Consider the following 22327-nt stretch of genomic DNA (forward strand, 5'->3'; position numbering starts at 1 on the left):
TCACGCGGCCCGGAGGGCCGGTGTGGTCATGACGGTTTCGAACTCGACGGGTGTGAGCCGGCCGAGGGAGGCTTGTCTGCGGCGTCGGTGGTAGGTCCGCTCGATCCAGGTCACGATCGCGATCCGCAGTTCCTCACGGGTAGCCCACTGCCGGCGGTCGAGGACGTCCTTCTGCAGCAGGCTGAAGAAGGACTCCATGGCCGCGTTGTCGCCGACCGCCCCGACCCTCCCTATCGAGCCGGTGATCCGGTGCCGGTCGAGCGCCTGGACGTATTTCCGGGACCGGAACTGCGATCCGCGGTCGCTGTGCAGAATGCACCCGGCGACGTGTCCGCGCCGGGCCACGGCGTTGTTCAGGGCCGCGACGGCCAGGCGGGACTTCATCCGCGTGTCGATGGAGTAGCCGACGATCCGCTTGCTGAAGACGTCCTTGACCGCGCACAGATACAACTTGCCTTCGCCGGTGGCGTGCTCGGTGATGTCGGTGAGCCACAGCCGGTTCGGTCCGTCGGTCGTGAAGTCGCGGCGGACGAGGTCGTCGTGGACCGGCGGGCCGGCCTTCCTGCCTCTGCCGCGCTTCTTGCCGAACACGCTCCACCAACGGTTGTCCCGGCAGATCCGCCACGCGGTCCGGTCGGCCATGCCGGCTCCCGCACCGCGGGCTTCGTCGGCCAGGAACCGGTAGCCGAACTCCGGGTCCTCGCGGTGAGCGTCGAACAACGCGTTCGCGCGATTGGCCTGCTCGTACTCGGCATCGCTCACCGGCCGGTTCAGCCAGCGGTAGTAGGGCTGTCTGGCGAGCTTGAGTACCCGGCACGTGACGGTGACCGGAATTCCGCCCGTGGCCAGCTCTTTCACGAGCGGGTAGATCCTTTTCCCGGCAGATGTGCCTGCGACAGGTAGGCGGCGGCCCGGCGAAGGACCTCGTTCTCCTGCTCCAGCAGCTTGATCCGCCGACGCGCTTCCCGTAGTTCCACGTTGTCTTGGCTGGTCGTTCCCGGCTTGGTCCCGTCGTCGATGTCCGCGCGGCGCATCCATTTCCACAGCGTCATCGCGTGGACTCCGAAGTCGGCAGCCACCTGCTCGACCGTCACACCCGGGCCGCGGTTCCTCGCGACCCGCACGACGTCCTCGCGGAACTCTTCGGGATAAGGCTTGGGCACAGCGACATCCTTCCCACCCACCCCACAGGGCAAGCCAGTTCAGATGTCACCCGATCGTGCGGCAGACCCAACAGTGCTGCAGCGCACGGTGGCCATGACCCAAGCGATCGGCATCTTCACTGAGGCTGCAGCGCGCTTGCGCTGCACACCGTGGGAGCTGGATCACGCGATCTGGGAGAACCAGCGGAAGGTCTGACTGCGTCGAACACGAATGCACCCCAGTACGCCACTCGACAGCGATTCGCACCGGGTCCGGAGGGCCCGTCAGGCCCCGACGTAATTGCAGGTCACGCACCCTGAGTCGGACAAGTGGCGCTTCCTTGTCCACAGCTGGTCCACGGACTGATGACCCCTCATCACACCTCGTGTCCGTCCCGCTCCATCGGGGCGGGACTTGGCGAGGGAATCTGTTCCTTCAGAGGGTCTCGGGCAGCTCCAAAAGCCGATGGCACTGCGGGCTGAGTGTCCGTCTGCTTCTTTCCCTTGCTGATTCCGAGTTCTTCGTGCAGTCCCTGCCAGTTGATGTCCGGGGTGCCGATACGGCCAACGGCACGACTGTGCCCTGTCAGCATTGCCTCGGCGAACGGACTGTCGAGCGTCGCGACCCTGGTCCAGCCGCCTTCCTCGCTGAGCCAGATCCTGAGGTCCTTGAGCTGGACAGACGTGACGTTCTCGAAGTCGACCATCAGGTCCGGGATGTCAAGGTATTTGGGAAGGGCTCGAAACCTGTTGTGGTCAGGGCCGAAGGCGGCTTTGAAAGCGTCCCTGTCCTTACTCAGACCACTCGCCTGCGAGGCGATGGCGAGGGGGGACTCGGTCACGCGGTCGGCCTTGGCCAGCCGCACATATCCAGCTTTTGCCGTCCTTGGCTTGGCGGCGTTCGGCGGATCCTCATACAGGTCACAGGCAGGAGTGAGCACGAGCCACCACTGTCCGTCTGGGTCACGAAGCAGGTCTGCGGCAGTGAGATGACGCGTCACGGGCGGTTTGAGATACACCCGAGCGGCTGACGAGTGACCGACCGCAATGCCTCCGGAAGTCGCGAGAACGCCATCCAGCTCCTGGATCGCGTTCTCCTTGAGCCATGCGGCGAGTCGGTGGACCAAGACGGGTGCGATCTCCCTCTGGTCGGTTTCCGCCATCTGCTCCCACTGAGGCGCGATGACGTCTCGAAGGAACGAGCGCATCTGCTGGTCGACGAGTTCGCCGAGGCGACGGGTCAGGGACGGAACACCTGAGTTCAGGCCGGCACGGACGGCTTCGGTGATCTGTTCGAGCCTGTTCTTGGCAACAACCTCGACGAGCGGGGGTGCCGTGAGATGTCGTACCTGCTCTGGTACGCCCGTAAAGAAGATGACTGGAATCCAACGGGTCTTCTTGATCCGCTCGTACAGCTCCCGTCCGCGTCCCTCGATAGCATCTGTCGCGCCGCCTCGTGACGAGTCTCTGACATCGAGGATGACCAGGTCGAACTGCTCGTTCTCGAGCCTCCGTTCGGCCTCGTCGAAGTCCTGCTCGATCTCGAAGGTGAAGGCTCCGAGGTCGACGAGGTCCTCCCCCAGCATCGACTCGAGCCTCTCCGCTATCTCCTGCTCGTCATCGACGATGAGCAGGCGGAACGCCCCCGCCCCTGTGGTCACCCGACTCTCCTTCGCAGACGCGCCTTGAAACATGCTCCGGGCAGCCGTCCCGGAGGCACCAGGTACAGGTCGCCGTCGTAGAAGTCCTTGACGACGCTTCCGGCGATACTCAGCCCGAGACCGATCCCGTCGGGCTTGTCGCTGAAGTACGTGTCGAAGATCAGGTCCTTGATCTCCTCACGGACCCCCGGTCCGCTGTCACTCACGCTGATGTCGACTTCGCCCTCGGCGGTGCGCTCGGTCTCGATGTGGATGGAGCGCTCGGCGGCCTCGGGAACTGTGGACAGCCAGTAGACGGAGTTGCCGACGAGGTTGATGATCACCTGGGTGATGTCACCTGGCTCAGCCGTCACCCTCACGTCGTCTCCACCGATCGTGACGGTGATGCCCTGTCGTCTGATGTCCGCCTCATGGACGGACACCGCCTCCGCGATGGTCTCGTGCAGTGAGATCTCCCGTGGCCGCCCACGGCGCCTCCCGCTCAGCGGTTCGATACGGGTGAACAACCGGTCGAGGGCCTTCTCCTGCGCGCTGAAGTCGGTGTGGGTCTTCTCGAGCGCCGCGGAGAGGGTCCCGTCCTGGTCCCGTGTCCTCACCGCTAATTTGTTCAGGCTTCTCAGCACGAAGGCGATATGAGACAGGGCAGTGCGGCCGTCATGTAGGACCACGTCCACGAGAGTGCCGAGCGTTGCAAGCCGGGAGAACTGGGAGAGAATCTCCTGGACCTTCCGTACGCCCTCGTTGATCGTCTCCGTGGCCTCGTCGAGGGCGCGGCCGAGGACAACGTCGTCGGGATGGCGCAGGGCGACGACGTCACGGAGTGGGCCGAGGTTGAAGGTCTCGAAGACGCCGTGTCCACGCCCCCCGGCCGACACCACGAACGGCTCGTCGATCGGACCGGCAGGGGGCGCGGGGCGGCGGAGTTTATACCGCCAGGTCTCCATCTCGTTCACGGCGTGGTGTATGAGGGCCTTTAGTTCCTCGTACTCCGGTGTGTCGATCAGTCCCTCACGGTGGGAACGGTCCTGAAGGTGCGGATTCTCGTCTGCTGTGATGTAGACGAAGCCGGCGACCTGGTTGTTAGACAGGCGGAGGGTGGGATTATTGACCCGTCGTTGGTCAAACCCCAACCAGTCGAACTCGGGCTCTCCGAAGGGCTGGACCCGGAATCCGTCGCGGTACAGGGTTACTCCGCTGTTGGCTCGGATGAGGCTTCGGATCTCCGAGATGTTGCGGGCGCCGAGGTCCAGTTTGAGGAGCTGGCGAAGTGATCCGCTGTCCAGGTCCCATGCACGGATGTCGAGTTTGACGGGGCCGCAGCTAGGACGCTTGGGGTCTTGGCGGAGGCTCCGTTCGACGGTGACCTCAGGAACGTTTTCTGCCGCACGCATAGTAAGGCGGGCGAAACCGTCCTCGTCGACGGTCCCGATCAGTCTGTAGTGGGGATGGGCCAGAGCCTCGCTCGCGCTGACGAATCCTGAGAGGTGCCGCAGCTCGCCTGGCGGAGTCTCCACGTAGATCGCGAACTCTGGCTGGTCTGATACGTGAAGTTCGGTGGGAGGAGGGGGAGGGAGCAGCCTCGAGAGTGTCCTCTTCAGGGACTGGATGGACTCGACACCCCAGTTCTGCCGCAGCCCTTCAAGACGTATGACAGTTCCGTGCGGATCGTCGCTGATCTCAGGATCCGAGTTAGAGGACGTGACGGGTGACGTGCTGATACTGCTCTCGTGGAACTCCCGCATGACACCGTTGAACAGCTTCTGCCACTCACCGTCGACAGTGAAGACTTCAGGGAACTTCACCGCGCACTCGATGGGCACCTGGTCGAGGTATGCGTCCTCTTGGGCGAAGTCGCCCCAGTCGATTCGAAGGGCCACCTCCTCCCCGCCGCTGCGTCGCGTGGTGACTGAGGTCACGTGCGCCAGCCTGGCGGCGGAGAATCGTCCGATGCCCTTGGCCCCTAGGACCCGGCGCCCCAGCACTTCGCTGCGGGGGGTCCGGTGCCGGTGGGGAGTTGCGATGTCCATCCAGGTTCCGCGGACTGTCGTCGGGGACATGCCATGGCCGTCGTCCCAGACCTCGACGGAACCCGCACCCTCCTCGAGGGGAGCCTGGAAACGGATCACCACGAGGCTTGCATCGGCGTCGTAGGCGTTCTTCACGAGTTCGGTGAGGGCGACTCGTTCGTTGCTGATCAGTTCTTCGCCCAGGGTGCTCATGAGTCGCGCCCGTGGCCGGAGATACGCCTTCGCGTCCTCGGACTCCACCTGTGCTCCCGCTCCTGGTGATCGTCAGCCGGCCCCACCAGCAAGTGGGTGAGCAGAGATTCTATCCGTGGGTGAAGTGATTTACGGCACAACCTTGTTGGAGCTGGCCGGGATCAATGAGGTGGTCGAGGGAGGCGAACACCTGAGCGTGTCTTCCCGGAGGGCTCTGTCGTTGAATCCTCGGGATGTGACGCGTAGGAGGACAGGAGCCCCATCGTGATCTTGTCGGTGTCATCCCTTATGATTGACCGTCTTGGAGTGCACTAGGACACCGCTTTGAGGCCAGGGTCTGGGAGCCTCGCGGATCGGCACAGGCACCTGGGAGAACGCGTTAGGTGATCACCGGTTTCTTCGGTGTTCACATGGCCGGAATCCTTGCCTCCACCAGCACGTCCGTGATCTCCTGGTGCTCGTTCTTGTCGTCTCGTTGGTGTGGAGGTTCGTGCTGTGGCGAAGCAGTACTACGGCGTGCCTCTCGAGCGGAGCGACTATCTGAAGCTCAAGCCGAACAGGAACAGCTGCAAGCCCGAGGGGTTCACCGAGTGGCTCGAAGGGTTCGGTGGTGGAAAACGGCTCGCGGTCGACCTCTTCTCTGGAGCAGGGGGCCTGAGTCTTGGGCTCCAACGGGCCGGTTGGACCGTTGCGGCCTCGGTCGATTTCGACGAGCGAGCTCTGGAGACGCACGCCGCGAACTTCCCTGGTATGAGCCTTCACATGGACCTTGGGAATCCCGACGAGCGGGACAGGCTCGTGGACCTGCTGGCGCCGGCCAAGATCGACCTCGTAGCGGGAGGGCCGCCTTGTCAGCCGTTCAGCAGGGCAGGGCGGAGCAAGATCCGAAGCCTTGTCGAGCATCATGGGCGTGACGCCCATGATCGCCGCAAGGAACTGTGGAGCGCCTACCTCGACGTCGTCAAGCGGATACGGCCGCGCGTCGTGCTCATGGAGAACGTGCCCGACATGGGGCTTGGTGACGACTTCTTCGTGGTTCGCACGATCGAGCAGCAGCTTGAGGAGCTCGGCTACGCGACACAGGTCCGGCTCGTTGACGCGTGGCGCTACGGCGTGCCACAGCATCGGAAGCGACTGATCCTTCTGGCGCGGAACGATGTGGAGAGGTTCCAGTGGCGTCCCGAGGCGAAAGAACGCACCACTCTGCGAGATGCCATCGGTGACCTGCCGGAACTGCCTGTCGTGGCCACGGAACGTGTCGGGCAGCGTGAGTGGCCCTACAGCGAGCCTGAGGAGCTGCCTGCCTTCGCTGCGGAGATGCGGAAGCGGGCGCCGAAGGACCACGTCTGGGACCACATGACCCGTCGGGTCAGGGAGGACGACTGGGAGATCTTCTCCGAGATGGACTCCAAGACGCTGTACTCGGACATCGACCCAAAGCTCCAGCGGTACAGCGCCGAACAGTTCACGGACAAGTACAAGAAGCTTGACTGGGGCGATCTGAGCAGGTCGATCACCGCGCACATCGCCAAGGACGGCTATTGGTACATCCACCCGGAGCAGAACCGCACTCTGACCGTCCGCGAGGCGGCACGAGTGCAGACGTTCCCTGACCGGTTCCGGTTCGCCGGGACGCGCAGTGACGCTTTCCGGCAGATCGGCAACGCCGTACCGCCCCTGCTCGGCCAAGCTGCCGCGGAAGCGCTGCTGCCCTCGGACGAGGAACAGCCTGACGGAGTCGGGCTCAAGCCACACTGGCGCATGGTGCGCAGACACCTGACCGCCTGGGCGGAGCAACAGCGTGACACGGGCGCCTGGTACCAGCTGCCAGGGGACGGGATGTCCCCGCTCTCCGCGGCGGTCGTGGCCATACTCTCTGGCGCGAAGCTGAGGTCCGACCAGATCGAGGCGATGGTCGAGGTCGTCAAGGAATGCAGGATCCTGACCAAGACTGCCTTCCTGTCCCTCATCGACGCGGCTCCGAGCACGGCTGCGCGTGCTCGGATCGACCGTCTGGCTGCGGTGGTGGGCAAGTCGGCTGTGTGGAGGAACCCGGAAGACGTTCCCACACAGCTGGAGATGAAGCCGGCTGAACGGACCCTCTACCGGCTTCTGACTGGTGAAGATCTTCTCTGGGTGGGACAGGGGGCGCTGAGGGTTGCTGCTCGTCTGAACGACAGCGACTCGGACCGGACGAACAGGCTCAGCGACGGCCGGGTGAACCTTGTGAAGCTGGTCGGAGCCGGAGAGGACGCACCTTTGCGCATGGCGGCACTGCGTGTGATCGGGACCACTCTGTGCCGTGCTAAGGAGCCGCTCTGTGACGAGTGCCCCCTGAGCAGGTTCTGCGCCGGAAGGGACGAGGCCTCGGGTGACCTATTCACCCACGCGCTGAGCGAGACGCAAGGGCAGACCCTGGCGCCCGCTCAGGCTCGTAAGTCTGAGCGGCGCACACCCTGACCAGGCTGAGCGCCGTCCGCTCGAGGTCGGTGCGGATCGCGGACTCCCAGATCTATCAGCGGCTCTACTCTTCTGCGAGCTCCTCGAGCAACTGAGCGAGCCCTTCGGTCCAAGATGGCTGGGGTAGTGCATCGAAGGCATCGCGCGCAACGAGGACCGCCCTGCCGAGACTGTGCATGTCCTTGACGGACCGCCCATAGATGTACCATCGCCCGTATTTCTGTTCGACGCCGCAGCTGTGTTCCTCAGCCAGCCGGGCGAGGAGACGGGCGCGCTCAGGATCGGGCACAGCACCCACCATTGGACTCTCGGCGTGATGATGTCCGTCGAGCCCGCCCGAGCAGGAGTAAAAGGTGGCGATCCTGGCGGCGCTGAGCGCCAAACTGAGCCCCGCCACCCCCACGTCGTTCCAGCGGAACGTGTACGCCATCAGTTCGGCGTAGCCGACGTCGTCGGCGTCCCGCAACTCGTCAAGGATCGCCTCCACCCCTTCTGGGGCGTCAGACCTACCCGCCCGTGCCAGGAAGGTGGCCTCCTGCGTCAGACACTCTGCGGCCTGTTCCCAGCTCGGGAGCCCCAGGCATTCGTACTCATGGTGATCCGTGAAGCCCCTGGCCACGTCTTCTGCGCTCAGGCCCGTACGTAGCGTCTCCACGTCGTAGTCGCGACGGATGTCCACATCGAACTCGGGAATCATGCGTCCATCTTGGCGAACTGCACTCTGACATGTGGGTGGTTCGCGCCCAAGGTGCGAACCACCGACTACGGGTGAGGGCTGAATCCCAGCCGCAATGCCTCGGTGCGGGCGTGCAGGGCTTGGACGGCCTGGGTCTCCGGAACCTCCTGCTCCAGTTCGAGGCGCCTTCCGACGAACTGGGCCAGCTGCCGCTGCCAGGGTTCGAGGTTGCGGGTTTCCTTGGCCCAGCGCTCGATCGCGTACCACTCGTCGGCAGCGATCAGAGCTGCCTCTTCACCTGCTCCCTCCTCAGCACCGGTACCGCCGGCGAGTGCCGCCTCGTCGAGCGAGTGGTCGAGTAGCTCTGCCGTTAGGGCTCGGGGGGTTGTCCAGAGCACCCTGGACACGGCGTCCCAGCACGCCGCCTTCTTGGCCCACTCGCCTACGTGGTTGCCCTCAAGTGGACTGGTCACCGCGCGCATGACGCGGGGGCACAGATCGTGGATCGCGGCCTCCAGCACTGGTGAGAGGCCCTGCTCTCGCCAGATCCGGTCGAGATCGATCCGGCGGTCCGTTGCTGAGGACAGGCGAGCCACGGTGTACGTGGTGATCACGCTTTTGTGGCTGCCTGCTCCGTGGATGGCGGCGATCCGGTCCACCGCCTTGAACAGGATTGCCATTGCGATCACCCGCTGGCAGTACTGGATGTCGACGTGGGGCGGTGCTTTGTCGACGTTGAACATGAACTCGACGAAGTTCTTCTGTGCCCCGCGGCTCACGTGGTACGGGAGTTGGTTCCACGAGTGGACGAACTTGGCGAGGTCCGCCTTGGTGAACTTCTTCTTCGTCGGGTTCAGCATCTTGAACTGCCGCTGCCTGGCGGGGGTGCGGGCCTTGGCCAGTTCGTCCGTGTACTGGCCGCGCGCACGCTCGTAGAACCAGTGGGTCTCCTGACCACTGCCGTCCGTCGCGGGGGCCCACAGGGAGCGTGTGATCCGCTGCATGTCCACGTGGTAGTCGTGGTTGGAGCTGAAGTCGACCTGGGTCACCCGGTTCTGCGTGTTGGAGTACTCCGAGATCTTGGGAACGATCTCCGCGAGCCGCTCGGGCGCCACCTCCGTCAGCTTCATCTGGACCCGGACGTGGGACAGATCGGCCTTGTCGCGGCTCATCGCGTAGTGGAGCGAGGCAGTCGTCTGGCCGCCGTTCACGATCTGGAGGCCGTGCACTCCGGAGATGTGGGTGGGCTCGCCGTCCGGGCCCCTCACGAAGTCGACCTGCGACGCGGTCGCGGTGATCCCGTTGTTGTATGCCAGGAACCTGCCCGGTGCGTTCAGCAGGGTCTCCCGGATACCTCGGTTGACCGCGCCGCGGGTCTGGAGGAACGAGCGAACGTTGAGTTCGAGGAGCCGGGTGCCGTACTCGGCGTACAGCTCGGCGAGCATCTCCCCTGGTATGACGGCCAGGACCACGGAGTGGTCCTCTTCCGAGCTCGGGGCGGAGACACAGGGCAGCGGTGGGCTGAAGGGCACCATGATGGGCTCGCCGAGGGCGCCTGACGTCGCATGGCGGTGCTGCCGTGCCAGGTCCCACACTTCGTGGGTCACCGGGAGGCCGTCGAATTCCGCCGCTGGCAACTCGGTTGCGGTGCCCAACCTGTTGCTGAGGAGGAAGAGCCTGATCCGCTGCGCCTCAGTGAGGGCCTTCTCGACCGCAGCACACATGTCGTATACGTCGAACGACTCGTCGATGTGCTGCTGTAGCCCGTCCCGGCAACGCTGTGCGAACGCCAGAAGCCGTCTGAAGGACGTCTCGGTCTGTGCCTTCGTGAGCTTGGACTCCATTGGTTCCAGCTGGAAGTCCGTCACGAACAGGTCCAGGGACTCGCCCGACTCTCCGATGCCGTAACCGTGCACCTCGTGGCCGTGCATCTTGTGGTAGGCGGTGAATGTGTTGGACACGACGCCGGCCTGCTCCAGGTCCTCGAAGACCCGGCGCGTGAACGCCTCCGGAGTGGTTGTCCCCTCGGCGTCAGCGGTTGCTTGGACGTCGGCGACGAGGCTCCGCGAGAACTCGGCCAGGTCGAGCTCAGCCATGTGACCCCCCGATCAGTTCCTTTACCTCGTCGGCCGTGGCGCGGTAGGCGTCCAGCCCCGAGGTGCTCACGTGGTAAATGCAGTCACCGACGCCCTCGGGCAGGTCCGACTCGACCAGCCTGGGAAAGCCTTCCCGTACATGCCAGAACCGAAGCTCGCGGAGGGTGTACCGGGGTTCTTCGTAGAGGTCATTTTGCCCGGGAAGGTAACCGACCTGGACGAGCAGACCGTCGAACCGGGCCCGAACGGCGGGACTCACGAGCTGCTGTCGTATGCCCTCCACCCTCCTGTTCAGGCTCTCTCCCGATCCACCCCGCCGCTCGTCGAGATTCGCGAGCGCGAGGAGCAGCGCGGGCGTCCCAGTTCCGTCCAGCTGTCTCTCGCTGGCGATCCGTATGCTCCGGGGCCGCTTCGCGACGCTGGCCTTGGTCTCGATTGCCAGCCCGGACAGCTGGAAGTCCTGGTTGGTTCCGGTGGGACCGGTCCACGCCTCGATTGCCTCAGCTTGGCCCAGGGAGGTCAGGAGGACGTCTCCCAGTACCAGGAGTTCGCCGTAGAGCCCACGGCGCGCCTCGGCGCTCAGCCCGTCCCTGCTGACAGCGCGCAGGAGGTCCTGCCACCTCTCGAACCTGTCCACGGCGGCTGCCAGGGCCTCAGCGGCCGCCGGAGCGGACTTGGCGGTCTCGGCGACGTCGGTGACGAGCGGGTTGAACACCTCGCGAAGCCCGTCCGCCGTCAGGATCACCTGAAGCTCGTACTCAACCCGGGACACGGCACTCAGGTTCATCTCGATCCCGGCTGCCTTGGGGAGCCTGCCTACCGACCGCACGATCGGGTCTGCGGAGCGAGCGTCTGCCCGGAACACCAGCATGCGCTGGCGGCCAGGGTGGGAGACGGAGAGGAAGATGTCGAGCGGGGACTCCGGGTACAGACGGAGGCTGGACCGCCCCGGTGTGTCCTGGGGACTCTCCAGTTCACGCCACTCGTCCTCGGTGACGGTCACGCCTCGTCCTCCTCGGCGATGGTGTAGATGTCCTCCTGGAGCCAGACGGTGTTGGCGATGTACTCGGTCTTGGACTGGTAGTCGGAGTGCGGGAAGCTCACCTGGAAGCCCACGAGGGGTGTCGTCTCCTCACCGTCGGCGGCCTGTGGCAGCTCGATGGGGTAGATCAGCAGGAGGCCTTGGTCGGTCCGCCGCTGCCGCCGGATGTGCGGTCCCGCCGGCGTCTTCGGAGCCGACGCCTTCTCCTTCTGCTCCGCTTCCTTCTTCGCGGCCTTTCGTGCCGCGTCCTCCTGTGCCTCGTCGAGGCCGATCAGTTCGTCCGGCGGGCTGAGTACTCGGCGAATCGTGTACCTTCCCTCGGCCCTGAAGCCGTCGTTGAGCGCCTTGCGGGTCACGAGGCCGACAGTGTGCCCCGCGATGTCTCGAGGCGATTGCGACGTCGTGCTACTGACCAGGCATACGGTCCAGTTGCCCAGCTCACCCACCCTGGCACACTGCTCCACGTACTTGGCGATGAGCCTCGGACGAACCCGCTGAGCCATGCGGTCGGTCTCATAGGCGGTGAGGAACTCGGAGACGACCTCAGGGGTAACCGCTCCCCACCGCACGTTGGTCCCTGAGCTCCCAGGTACGAGTTCCGCGACGTCGTCCAGCCGGCGGACAAGGGTTTCGAGGGCTTTGAAGTTGTTTTCGACGGTCCTGTCGGCGAGCTTGAAGATCACTGTCTCCGGCCCCTCCCCTGAGTAGCTGAGAAGGATCTTCGCGCTCTGGCGCATCTTGTTTGCCGCGGTCACGGTGAGCCCCAGAGAAGAGGAACGGACCTTCAGCCCGAACTCCTTCGGAGTGAGGCTGAGTGCCGCCATCTCCTCGACCTCCCTGCGGAGTTCGTCGGTCGCAGCGGTGACCTCCACGTAGGCGTCCTCAAGCGCGGGCGTGGTGTACAGACGGCACACGTCCTCGTATCCGGGCCGGTATCCGAACCACCGGCCCATCTGGAGGAGGGTGTCGTACGTCTTCGACACGCGCAGGTAGTAGCTGACGGTCAGACCGTCCAGGGTGAGGCCGCGGGAGAGCTTCTGTCCCCCGATGGCGATCACGGAAAGGCCGTTTCTCCGGTTCTCGTAGTAGTCGAGCGCATCCTTGGAGGTGCCGTTCACCGTCTTGACCTGGATCTTCCTGAGGGCAGGAAGGAGCTGTTCGGAGACCTGCTCCCAGGTCAGGCGTTGCACCTCGTCAGCGGGGAACTCGTCCGTGGTGGGAACGAAGTCCCGTTCCCAGAGCGCCCGGAGCTCGGCGCGGAGCTCAGGGCCCTTTCCATATCGGTCTCGGATCATGTCAACGATGAGCCGGAGGTGGTCGTCGACCTGGTCGCGAACGAGGCTCTGCACCGCGGTGAAGCGGGTGACGTGCACCAGCATCGAGTTGTGGACCTTCGTCTGCCCTCGCGCCCGGCGGACCGCACAGGCGAGTACGAAGGAGAAGATCGCGTCGCGCAGGGACTGGGGGAGCCGGTCGCCAGGGATATCACCGGACTTGTGCCTGGTGGGGAGCCAGGTGTCCGCGTCGTCCACGTGGCGCACGAGCGGCAGCGGTTGCACGTCCTCCTCGTCCTCGTCGTCGACTTGGAGGCCGAAGACCCGCTCAGGACCCAGGTAGTTCGACGGCGAGGGAAGACTACGGATGAAGCTGTACGGGAAGAGGTCCTCCCCGGCGACGTCGTGGTCCGCGTCCGGGTCGATGTAGATGTTGGCGAAGGGGGTGGCCGTGTACCCGACGTACGCGGCCTTGTCGAAGCTCTTCATGAGCCTTCGGATTGCGGCGTTGGTCTTGGTCGGGTCTGCCTCGGGGTCACGGACCGTGTTGATCGAGGCGTTGTCGGCCTCGTCGTCGATGACGAACAGAGGGAGGTCCTTCACCACCTTCTCGCCGTTCTCGTCCTCGGTGCCGTGGACGTCTATCACCCAGTTACGCAAGTGCTCGAGGATCTTGTAGTGCTTCTTGACGACGAGGACGACGGGGAAGCTACCGAGGGGGAAGTTGATGGCCTTGGCGGTGGCGAGGCCGAAGTCCCCCTTCTCGGCGCTGCTCGTCGGCGACGCGATGTCGAGCTTCTTGGCGAGGGGCATGGCTCCCGCGCCGATCGCGCGTGAACGGCCGTCTTCGTTCGACCGATTCTGATGCTGGGTGTCGAACCCAAGGAGCCCTTCGTCGATCCGCAGCTGTGTCTGGCTCCGCAGGTCGTTGTGAATGCCGGCGAGGACCACGATGAACCGGTATCCCGCGTCCACGGCCTTCGAGGCGAGCCCGATGTACTGGCCGGTCTTGCCCGACTGCACTTGGCCGATCACCAGACCCTGCCGACGCCAGGGGCCGGAGCGGCGGGGATCCTCCAGCTGACTCAGCACCTCGTCCGAGCTCTGGTCCAGCCGCCTCACGACCCACGGCGGAAGGTGCACGACGTCTTCGAGATACCGTCGGTAACGCTCCCAGAAATCCCAGGCACGGTCGTTCCTCGCCTCGGGCAGCCACGGTTCGTGGCCCTTGGGGTCGACGAGTGCCAGGGACCGCTCCTGGAACACGGCGGTCATGGCCTCGATCTCTTTGGCCAGTTGATCCCGGTCGAGATCCTCCCCCTGCGCGGCCAGCATCCCGAAGATGGCGGTGACCGCGTTCTGTACCTCTTCCGGCTTCGGCTGACGGTCCTGTGGCAGGAATCCGAGAACCAGGCGCGTGGCCTTGGCCATGGGTTCGTCGGGAACGGCGCTCACGTGGGACCTCCAGCGGGACGTAGACGGTATCGAGCAGAGTAGGGGCGATCACCGCAACAGCTCGGGGCTCATCCGCTCCAGAACCCCTGCAGTTGGTCGAAGGGAGGCATGGTCCGCAATCTCTCGCGCGCTGTGGCGGGCGAGCGACCGCCCGAGACGAGCGACTCGTATATGCGCTGTGCGACCTCGGTTGCCGCCTCGTCGGCGGGCCCCGGGCCACCGAACGGTTCCGGGTCGTCGCTTGTGTCCGTCTCGTGCATCACGCGGAGAGCCGCGACGGGCACTGTCTCCTCTAGAAGCCGGATCAACGCGCGTACGTCTGCGCTGCTGTTACCGCCAGGCCTCAGAGCAGCCTGGACCAGTGGGTGACTGCGATTGATCCTGCAGGTGACTCTGCCGTCCGGTCGGCGCACGTTCCAGGCGTACGACAGAGGATCACCGTGGGTACGCGCAGCGACCTGTCCACGGTGCCGTAGCACGTCCGCGGCCCTTGCCCGAGCCTGCCGTGCGATGCGGTTAAGGTGCGGACGCAGACCGACGGGCGGGACGACGCTCGACTTCCTCACATCGACGCTCCACTCAGCGTCCGTCTCGGCTGGGATGTCGACGGCGATGCGCGCCAGGTTGTATTTCTCCTCGCGGCGCATGCCTCTCTGCCCCAGCCAGTCGCCGGCCAGGATCAGGCGGTTCCGACGGTAGACGTAGAACCCTTGCTGATCGAGCCAGCCTTGCGGGCCGCCGGCTCTGCCGTACTCCTCTGGCGAGAGCCGGTGATTGCTGGGGAGGATGAACGCCTCGACTCGCACGGAAGCGCCACCGAGTGGCAACTCCTCAGTTGGGAGTCGCTGTACCGAGGGGTGGTTGGCCATGAACGGATCCCACGGTTCCACCGGCGTCCCGGACACCCGAAGGTTGCGACGTCGGCTTCCGGAGAGGAACCGGTTGAAGACCATTCCGAGGTGTGCCTCAGCGCGGGTTGCCTCGGCGTAGAACTGCTTTTGGGTGCGTTCGTCGTCCTTGCTGATGTCGCTGACGTGGTAGCCGTTGAGCCTTCGCCAGAGGACGACCGTGCCATGGCCTTTGGTACTCCGGAGCCTGTCCAACACGGCCATCGTGTCCTGATCGGCTCCGTGGAGCAGGCGCCACTCGCCGGACTCCTCGACCACGTCGAGGTCCCAGGTGCGTGTGTGCCATCCGCCACCGGCGATGGCTGTGGCCACGGTGAGCTGCCTGGACTGGGAGAAGGAAGCCGACTTCAAGCCAACGCCGAAACGCCCCAAATCCGTTGACGCACGGGCTGCCATTGGCCCTCGTGCGGCCACGGTCATGGCCGTGCGCAGTCCATCGGGCGTCATTCCCTCACCGTCGTCGACCACGGCGATCCAGGAGTCCCGCCCTGCCCAGGTGAACTCGACATCGATGTTCTGTGCGTTGACGGAGATGCTGTTGTCTACCAAGTCCGCGACAGCGGCGGGCAGGGAGTATCCGAGGGAGCTGAGCGAGGCCACCATGCCGGCAGGCTCGGGGGCTGCTATGTCATACGTCATGTTTGCTACAAGCCCCGCTTCCCCCACCCCGGGCCGGAGTTGCTGCGCGTCTGTCCCGGAGTAGCCAGAGGCACCAGGCGAGGCAGGCAACTACGCAGGAAACAGCAGCCCGCTGGGACACCCAGTCGTGAAAAAGTCACCCCACCCGTCACCAATGTTACTGGAGCCGGAGGATCCGAACGTTGCGAAGCTGATTTCGTGGCGGAGGACTGGAATCGGAATTCCCCGGCCTCCCAGCCGACGTAGATGTGCAAGGGGGACGGCCTGGTACGCCTCAGCATCATCCGGCCCGAAGAGGCTCTGAACACTGGCTGAGCTGATCGGGTCGGGCCTTGCGACGGAGGTGCCGACTCAGACCGAGACGCTGCCGAATGAGGCGAGGCGCGCTCGCCCCAACACGTGGTCTGCCTGACCACTTCGTCTCAGAGACCTGGACCGCTCGCGGTCCCGAGCAGGCTCCCGCGAGTTGCCGGCACGGCTCGACTGACTGTCGGCCCCTTCGATGCGACTCGTCTGAACCTCAGCCGACGACAGTCAGCCACGGCGGCGGCCCGGCTGGCCGACCAGGCGCCGTATGCCTCGCTGCACCCCCACCGGCTTAGGAGCAACGCCGTTGCTTTACGGGTCTGGGGGTTGGGGTCGTTTGATGCGGATGGCTTGGGTGCCGGTGTGGGTGGGCTGGGCCATGTGTAGTGCTCAGCCCGCTTGAGCCAGTAGTTGGACATCTTGCGCTTCACGACACGAGGCTGACTGCGGAGCCGTCTGGTCGGCAGGAGTCTTTCCAGGAGATCCTCTTGGAGACGTGCAGTGCTCTGACCAGGAGCTCAGGGGGAATACTGCCCGGGGTAACGGTCACACCGCGCCGGGCGGAGCGCAGAGTTTCGGTGAAAGAGACTCGGTCCGGGTCGAGTTGGCGGGTGGCCGCGGCTCTCAGCATCAGCTCCCGCAATGCGTGGTGGACCAGAAGGTGTGCCCAGATCTGTTGGAGGACACCGTCGGGTGTTTTGCTGCTGAGGACCACCTTCGTGCCGCGTTGGAAGGTCTTGATCTCGGCGAAGACGGATTCGATTTCCCAGCGTTCACGGTAGAGCGCGGCCAGTTACCGGGCGGGATAGCGGCGGGCGTCGAGGAGCGTGGTGACCAGGCGGTAGTCGACCGCGGCAGCGGCGCCGCCGGCGTCTTTGAGCTGGTAGGCCAGGACGCGGACCTGCACTGGGTCACGTTTCGCCGGGTCGGTGCCGGCGTGGATGTCGGAGAGCCATGATCCGTCACGCAGTAGCTTGCGGACGGGCAGGACGCGGTTGGCCGGCACCCGCCACAGCAGGTCAGCACCGGTGGCAGTGAAGGCTCGCCACAGCGGAACGCCGAGGAACCCCCGGTCGGCCAAGACCAGTTGGCCCGTGCCACCTGCCGGGGAAGGCTGGGGCACGCTCACGTTGTCGGAGACACGCCCCGTCTCAGGCAAACACTGGACCGACTCTGAGGAGCGTCACGACCGGCGAGGCCTGAAAGCGCGCCAGGCGTCCACCGGCCGGCCGGTCCCATTCCGCCTGCCCTGGTCGCCATCATCCAGATGCACCTGAAGGAGTTCGGGACAGCCAGGGAAGGGCGTGTGTTCGGGAACGAGCGCGGGGGTATGCACTTCTGCCAGAGCGCATCGGTTCGCCGTTGGCTGGGCGCCCGTACGATCTGCGGCACGCGTGCATCACGCGGTGGCTCAACGCAGGGGTGCCCATCGCTCAAGTTGCTCGCCGGCTTGGTAACTCACCAGAAGTAATTCACCGTCGCTACCACGGCCGCATCGATGGCCACGAGGAAGCGGCTAACGCGAAAATCGCGAAAAGCCTGGAAGAAGAGGGTGATGTGATTTAGGCGTGTACGAGTGCGCGGAGTCCCGAAGCGCGTCGTAGGTACTCCATCCACGGTCACCGACCCTGTAGCTGTGGCTGCAGTCCTCTCCCGGTTCGCCAGGCACCCTCTCTGGTCCGGGCGCCTAGAGACGCAGTGATGTATTCGAGCGCTCAACTGGTACCTCGGTAATTCCGCGGCGATCTAGTAGCTGACGGATTCCCTTGATGCGCTCCGTTTGGTACGGTCCGGGGCCCACGATGATCTCGGCTACCGCGTTGGCTGGAAATGGCACTTGCAGGTAGGGAACGATTCCGACGGAGCTACTCCGGAAAGCGAGATTTTTGACGGTGCCGCGCTCCAAGATTGCGAGGCGCCACTCCTTTTCCTCTTCGAAGGCAGGGTCCTTGACCATGATCAGCGCCTTCAGATAGGCATCCAGGCCGAGGTCTGGGTGTAGGTGTTCCGGCATCCAGCCCCGCTCGAAGACGCCGGGGAATCCGTAGCAGACCCTGTCGAAATCTCTCATCGAGAACTTTTTATGGAGTGTTTTTAGGGATTCTGTGCGGAATCCGATTGCGTAGCCGCCCGTGCCTCCATAGCCGCGCCACTGGCTCAGTAGGTCCCCGTTCTCGCAGAAGCAGGTCACATAGACATGGAGCGGAAGTAGGCGGGTCGGACTGTCAAAATCTTCAAGCTCGTCGATGACCCTTTTCAGTGCCTCGGACACCCCCCTTCTGTCCGTGGCAATAGTCACTTTGCGGAATTGCCGGAATTGGTGGATTGCATCGCGAGCTCTAGCCTCGGTTCCTTCCCAGTGCGAGTTTCCATCCTGCCCTTCTGTTGACGGGGCAGCACTATCGGCATCGTAGCGAAGGAAATACTCCAGGTACTTGCGTGCATAGGTGAGCTCTTGGGCATCGTTTAGAAATTCGACATCCGAAGCCCACAGTGCGCGAGACCAGAGAATCCCGCGAAGGCCCTCGACGTTGGTGTAATGGTAAACGACGTCCGGATCTTTTTCCGAGTCGCGCTTCAGCCCTTGAGGTACGTTTGTCACACTTAGCTTCCTTCCTCTGGGTGAGTGTGCGATGCGACTCCTGCTGTCCGGTAAGAGTGATGGTGGTTCACCCTTGCATTTGCGCATTGCAACCCCGTCTAGCGGCAATGTCGTACCGATGGTGTCCAGCAATCACCCGGAAGGGCTAAAGATGTCAAGCCGATCTGCATGAGGGCCCGTCAGTAAGCTGATGGCCCCTCACTGCTCGTTTAGACCTACGTGGTGAGTTGGAAAGTCGTTTGTAGCAGCAGAGGGCGGCGGCGAGTCCGAGGAAGGCCCCGACATGGCGGTCCGTTGGCGCACGGCCGCAGCGAAGACGCGTGAGGGACTGGCTGACAGCTTCGCCACCGTGGCTCTCGGCATGCTGGGGGAGAGCCGCGGCGTTCCCGAACTGCAAGATGTCAGACAGGCCGCGCGCTGGGCCGTCGTTCCAGCACACAAGGGTGAAGAGCCCCCACCGGAGCTGGAGAAAGCGTGCGCGTGGTTTGCCGCTCACTCCCACCTGGCTCAGCAGATTGCGGGCGTAGTGGGTGTGGCATCGATGCCATGATGCGCCCGGCAGGACCGCGCCGATCGCGTTCACCAGGCCGGTGTGGGCGTCGGAGACGACCAGCTGGACGCCGGACAGGCCGCGCGGTCAGTGAGCGCAGGAAGGCGAGCCAGCCGGCGCCGTCCTCGGCCGTGGCGACGTCGATGCCGAGGATCTCGCGGTGCCCGTCCCCGTTCACGCCGACCGCGATCAGCGCGTGGACGTTGATGATGCGGCCGCCCTCACGGACCTTCTGGGTCAGTGCGTCGCCCCAGACGAACGCGTAAGGGCCTTGGTCCAGTGGGCGGTTGCGGAACGCGGCGACCTGCCCATCCAGGTGCTTGGCAATCACGCTGAACTGGGACTTTGACAGCTGGGTCAGGCCGAGGGACTGGGCGAGCTTCTCGACTCTGCGGGTGGAGACGCCGAGCAGGTAGACGGTGGCGACGACCGAGATCGGGGCCTGCTCGGCCCGCCGACGGCGTTCGAGAAGCCAGTGCGGGAAGTAACTGCCCTGCCTCAGCTTGGGGAGGCCAGTTCGATGTCCCGGTCCGGGTGTCCCACTCGCGCGGGCGGTAGCCGTTGCGATGGTTGACGCGTTCGTCGCTGACCTGCCCGTAATCGGCGTTGCAAAGGGCATCCGCCTCGGCGGACATGAGCGCGTCGGCGAATGTCTTGACTATCTCACCCGTAGCTCCAAGCTCGGTTGGCGTCTCTCGCGATCTGGGTGTGCAATGGAAGAGACGTTTGCAACGCAAGCCTCATTCTGCGGCCCAAGTGCAGCTTCTGATGCACTGGCGCCTACGTCACTACAGCTAACTCCAGGCTGGGGGCAGCCATGGCTAATGCATGTCATGGAGTGTGCGTATTCGGAGACCAAACAATCGATTGGGCCCTAAAAGCGCGCACCCTGGAAGAGATTCGCTATTCCCATGAACGTCTGCATGTGCGAGTAGATCTTCACTGGCAAAAGGGCGGCATATTTCTGCTACAAAATATGATGGATGAGGCACTTGCCGACAATGACGTACTGCGACATTACCCTGATCCGGTGCACAGGGAACTCTCGCAGTACATGACGGACTATAACCACTCTTACGCAGTGTTGGGTAAATACCAAGCACGCGATGGCGTTCAGTCGGAAGGTGGGGCCGGCGAGGCAAAGAACGTGACCAGGGTAGAGCGCTACCTTGGATTCCGCCAGGGCGATCATTCCAAGACGAAGAAGCTAGAGGCTCCTTTCCATGATAAGCATGAGCCTCAGGTCATAGTAATTGATGACGCAAATCTAGGTTACAGAGATCTCTTTAAAAGCCAGGCCGACCTAGCCGCCGTAATCCCTCAGGCATCCTCGGATCGGAAACCCTGGGTGCTTCTTAAAATGAGCGATGCGGTCGCCCAAGGCGGACTGTGGAAGAGAATTAGGTCTCGACTTAAGGATCCAAAAGACTGGCTCAGAAATAATCTAATCGTGCAGACGTCTGCCGCACGGTTGCGGGAAGAGCGAGCCGAGATAAGCAGGGATCTCTCATGGGAGCGATCCGCCAATGACGTGCTAGCTGAAATCAAGAATTGCCAATCCCTCAAAGATTTGTCGCTGTGTCGATATCTGGTCGTGTCTTTCGGCCCTACGGGTGCCCTACTTCTCGAGCGTGATAGAGATCCTCGACTAACCCTTGTCTACGATGCAGAGTCAATGGAGGGAGATTGGGCAGACAAGCACAATCGGCTGGGCATGATGTTCGGTTATGGCAGCTGCCTGTGTACATGTCTAACTGCAATCCTGATAGGAAATCCGAATGCCGAGCATGAGCGCTTGGTCGACGGAATCAGAAACGGATTGATATCCATGCAGCGACTCTACGAAGCCGGGTTCCGGGATCTCGCCCATGATGAGTTCGGTGTTCCAGGTCGTATTTTCAATATCAAAGACCGCAGGTACAGGGAGGGCCGCCGCATCTTCAAAGTTTCTGATGTCCCGGTTGAGGGCGGAGCTGATGAGCGACTTTACTTGCCCATAATGAAGGAACCTGAATGCGATCTCGACAACCCTCAAAGCAAACTTTTTCGCGTCTCCAAGGAAGGCGTTAAAGGACTAGGATATGAGATACCGATCGGAAAATTTGGTGATTTGATAACAGTTGATAGAGCGGAGATTGAAAGCCTGCGAGCGATCCGAAACCTGATATCCAACTACTGCGATAATGCGGAATTCGACGCTAAGCCCCTAGCGGTTGCAGTATTTGGGGGACCCGGCTCTGGGAAGAGTTATGCTATTAAGCAACTGGTGAAACCATGGAGCGCGAGCGGCCGTATAGCCGCGATTGAACCGTTCAATCTGTCTCAGTTTAATTCTTCTTCTGACCTCGTTGGTGCACTTCATCAAATCCGAGATGTGGGACTGAAAGGACCGATACCTCTAGCGTTCTGGGATGAATTTGACACGCCGTTGGGTGGTGAGTTCGGCTGGCTGCGATACTTCCTTGCGCCAATGCAGGATGGGCAATTCCAGCAGGGAGATCAAGCCCACCTGATCGGACCGTCGGTGTTTGTATTCGCTGGGGGTACATTCCGAAGGTTCGATTCATTCAATGACAAGGCTAATCGTGCGTCTGCCGAAACGAAGGCGGCCGACTTTGTAAGTAGGCTTCAGGGGTATATCGACATCGCAGATGTGAATATGTCGGACGGGAAATCACCTAACGGATTGAGTATCATGGACGATATGGTTCAACTCGACGCGGCGCCACCAACGGGTTACCTGATGCTGCGGCGAGCCATGATACTGAACTCTCTGTTCAAGAAGAACAAAATTGCACAGGGCAAGAATGGATCCTTCGCTGTAGATGATGGAATACTGCATGCTTTCCTTGGAATTTCTAAATATGAGCACGGGGTGCGCTCCATGGAGGCCATCATCAAGATGAGCAGGCGCGGTAATGGCGAGTCATTCGACCGCTCGTCCCTTCCCAGTGAAGAGCAGCTCAATGTGCATGTTGCTGGTGAGGAATTTCTAAAGCTAATGAGGAAGCATCAAGTGCAGTAGTGCTTGGATCAAAGGAAATGGCTGATTGCCGTACGCGCGGCACGGGCACCGGCCGGGCTGGAGCGGGGCGGAGACAGGAGCGCAGGCCCGGCCGGGGGTCGGGCCGCGCGCGCGGGGAGCGGAGCGAGCCGCCTTGAACCAGTAGAGAAGGTTGTTACTCAGGCTTCGGCTGGGGCTTTGTCTTGTCTCGGTTGATGCTTGACGTTGTGGCCTCACTTGATGCTTGACACCGCTTGCCTCGGCTTGGCTGTGCGCGTCGTATCGGCGTGTGC

Annotated in this window: 13 protein-coding genes and 1 pseudogene; 2 read left to right on the forward strand and 12 right to left on the reverse strand. The window is 63.3% G+C overall.

Going from position 1 to position 22327, the window contains the following annotated elements; translation table 11 throughout:
- From ACWEBX_RS06330 to ACWEBX_RS06340, 3 genes are all read right to left on the reverse strand, one after another.
- Window positions 1-1163 (reverse strand): IS3 family transposase gene (locus ACWEBX_RS06330; RefSeq protein ID WP_451883749.1). Its coding sequence is split into 2 segments (ribosomal slippage): window positions 1-876 and window positions 879-1163, totalling 1161 coding nucleotides; the frame shifts between segments, so codons are not numbered across the junction.
- Window positions 1164-1519: 356 nt separating this feature from the next.
- Window positions 1520-2803, reverse strand: coding sequence for a hypothetical protein (locus ACWEBX_RS06335; RefSeq protein WP_451883750.1), 1284 nt, complete (start codon window positions 2801-2803; stop codon window positions 1520-1522).
- A complete protein-coding gene (locus ACWEBX_RS06340; RefSeq protein ID WP_451883751.1) occupies window positions 2800-5070 on the reverse strand; it encodes a sensor histidine kinase in 2271 nt (756 codons plus the stop codon). The genes ACWEBX_RS06335 and ACWEBX_RS06340 overlap by 4 nt, the downstream gene beginning before the upstream one ends.
- 447 nt (window positions 5071-5517) lie before the next feature.
- On the opposite strand from ACWEBX_RS06340, the gene dcm reads away from it, so the two are divergent.
- Window positions 5518-7482 (forward strand): DNA (cytosine-5-)-methyltransferase, encoded by a 1965-nt coding sequence (gene dcm, locus ACWEBX_RS06345; RefSeq protein WP_451883752.1) that lies wholly within the window; start codon window positions 5518-5520, stop codon window positions 7480-7482.
- Window positions 7483-7546: 64 nt separating this feature from the next.
- Here dcm and ACWEBX_RS06350 read toward each other — a convergent pair whose 3' ends face one another.
- The 9 genes and pseudogenes from ACWEBX_RS06350 to ACWEBX_RS06390 all read right to left on the reverse strand — a co-directional run.
- Window positions 7547-8179, reverse strand: a complete 633-nt coding sequence (locus ACWEBX_RS06350; RefSeq protein ID WP_451883753.1) for a hypothetical protein — start codon at window positions 8177-8179, stop codon at window positions 7547-7549.
- Window positions 8180-8244: 65 nt separating this feature from the next.
- On the reverse strand, window positions 8245-10254 hold the full coding sequence (locus ACWEBX_RS06355) for an AIPR family protein (protein ID WP_451883754.1): 2010 nt from the start codon (window positions 10252-10254) through the stop codon (window positions 8245-8247).
- Window positions 10247-11257 (reverse strand): PD-(D/E)XK motif protein, encoded by a 1011-nt coding sequence (locus ACWEBX_RS06360; RefSeq protein WP_451883755.1) that lies wholly within the window; start codon window positions 11255-11257, stop codon window positions 10247-10249. The genes ACWEBX_RS06355 and ACWEBX_RS06360 overlap by 8 nt, the downstream gene beginning before the upstream one ends.
- The gene (locus ACWEBX_RS06365) at window positions 11254-14025 is read right to left on the reverse strand and encodes a Z1 domain-containing protein (protein WP_451883756.1); all 2772 of its coding nucleotides are present in this window, start codon (window positions 14023-14025) and stop codon (window positions 11254-11256) included. Before ACWEBX_RS06365 ends, ACWEBX_RS06360 begins: the two co-directional genes overlap by 4 nt.
- Window positions 14026-14093: 68 nt before the next feature.
- Window positions 14094-15572 carry an ATP-binding protein gene (locus ACWEBX_RS06370; RefSeq protein ID WP_451883757.1) on the reverse strand — a complete coding sequence of 493 codons (1479 nt, stop codon included), beginning with the start codon at window positions 15570-15572 and terminating at the stop codon, window positions 14094-14096.
- Between the two features lie 733 nt (window positions 15573-16305).
- Window positions 16306-16671: a transposase gene (locus ACWEBX_RS06375; RefSeq protein ID WP_451883765.1), complete on the reverse strand. Its 366-nt coding sequence runs from the start codon at window positions 16669-16671 to the stop codon at window positions 16306-16308.
- Window positions 16672-17001: a hypothetical protein gene (locus tag ACWEBX_RS06380; protein WP_451883758.1), complete on the reverse strand. Its 330-nt coding sequence runs from the start codon at window positions 16999-17001 to the stop codon at window positions 16672-16674.
- Window positions 17002-17565: 564 nt separating this feature from the next.
- Entirely contained in the window at window positions 17566-18480 is a 915-nt protein-coding gene (locus ACWEBX_RS06385; RefSeq protein WP_451883759.1) for a DUF2971 domain-containing protein, read from the reverse strand.
- Window positions 18481-18946: 466 nt separating this feature from the next.
- Window positions 18947-19767: pseudogene (locus ACWEBX_RS06390) on the reverse strand (IS256 family transposase); the annotation flags it as partial.
- An 80-nt stretch (window positions 19768-19847) separates the two neighbouring features.
- Here ACWEBX_RS06390 and ACWEBX_RS06395 point away from each other — a divergent pair.
- On the forward strand, window positions 19848-22055 hold the full coding sequence (locus tag ACWEBX_RS06395; RefSeq protein ID WP_451883760.1) for a hypothetical protein: 2208 nt from the start codon (window positions 19848-19850) through the stop codon (window positions 22053-22055).
- Window positions 22056-22327: the final 272 nt, after the last annotated feature.

The sequence above is a fragment of the Streptomyces sp. NPDC005070 genome (genome assembly GCF_053600395.1).

Excerpts from the sequence above, each read along its gene's own strand:
- ACWEBX_RS06350 (WP_451883753.1), bottom strand. The coding sequence starts at position 8,179 with ATGATTCCCGAGTTCGATGTGGACATCCGTCGCGACTACGACGTGGAG.
- ACWEBX_RS06355 (WP_451883754.1), bottom strand. The coding sequence starts at position 10,254 with ATGGCTGAGCTCGACCTGGCCGAGTTCTCGCGGAGCCTCGTCGCCGAC.
- ACWEBX_RS06370 (WP_451883757.1), bottom strand. The coding sequence starts at position 15,572 with ATGACGTATGACATAGCAGCCCCCGAGCCTGCCGGCATGGTGGCCTCG.
- ACWEBX_RS06395 (WP_451883760.1), top strand. The coding sequence starts at position 19,848 with ATGGCTAATGCATGTCATGGAGTGTGCGTATTCGGAGACCAAACAATC.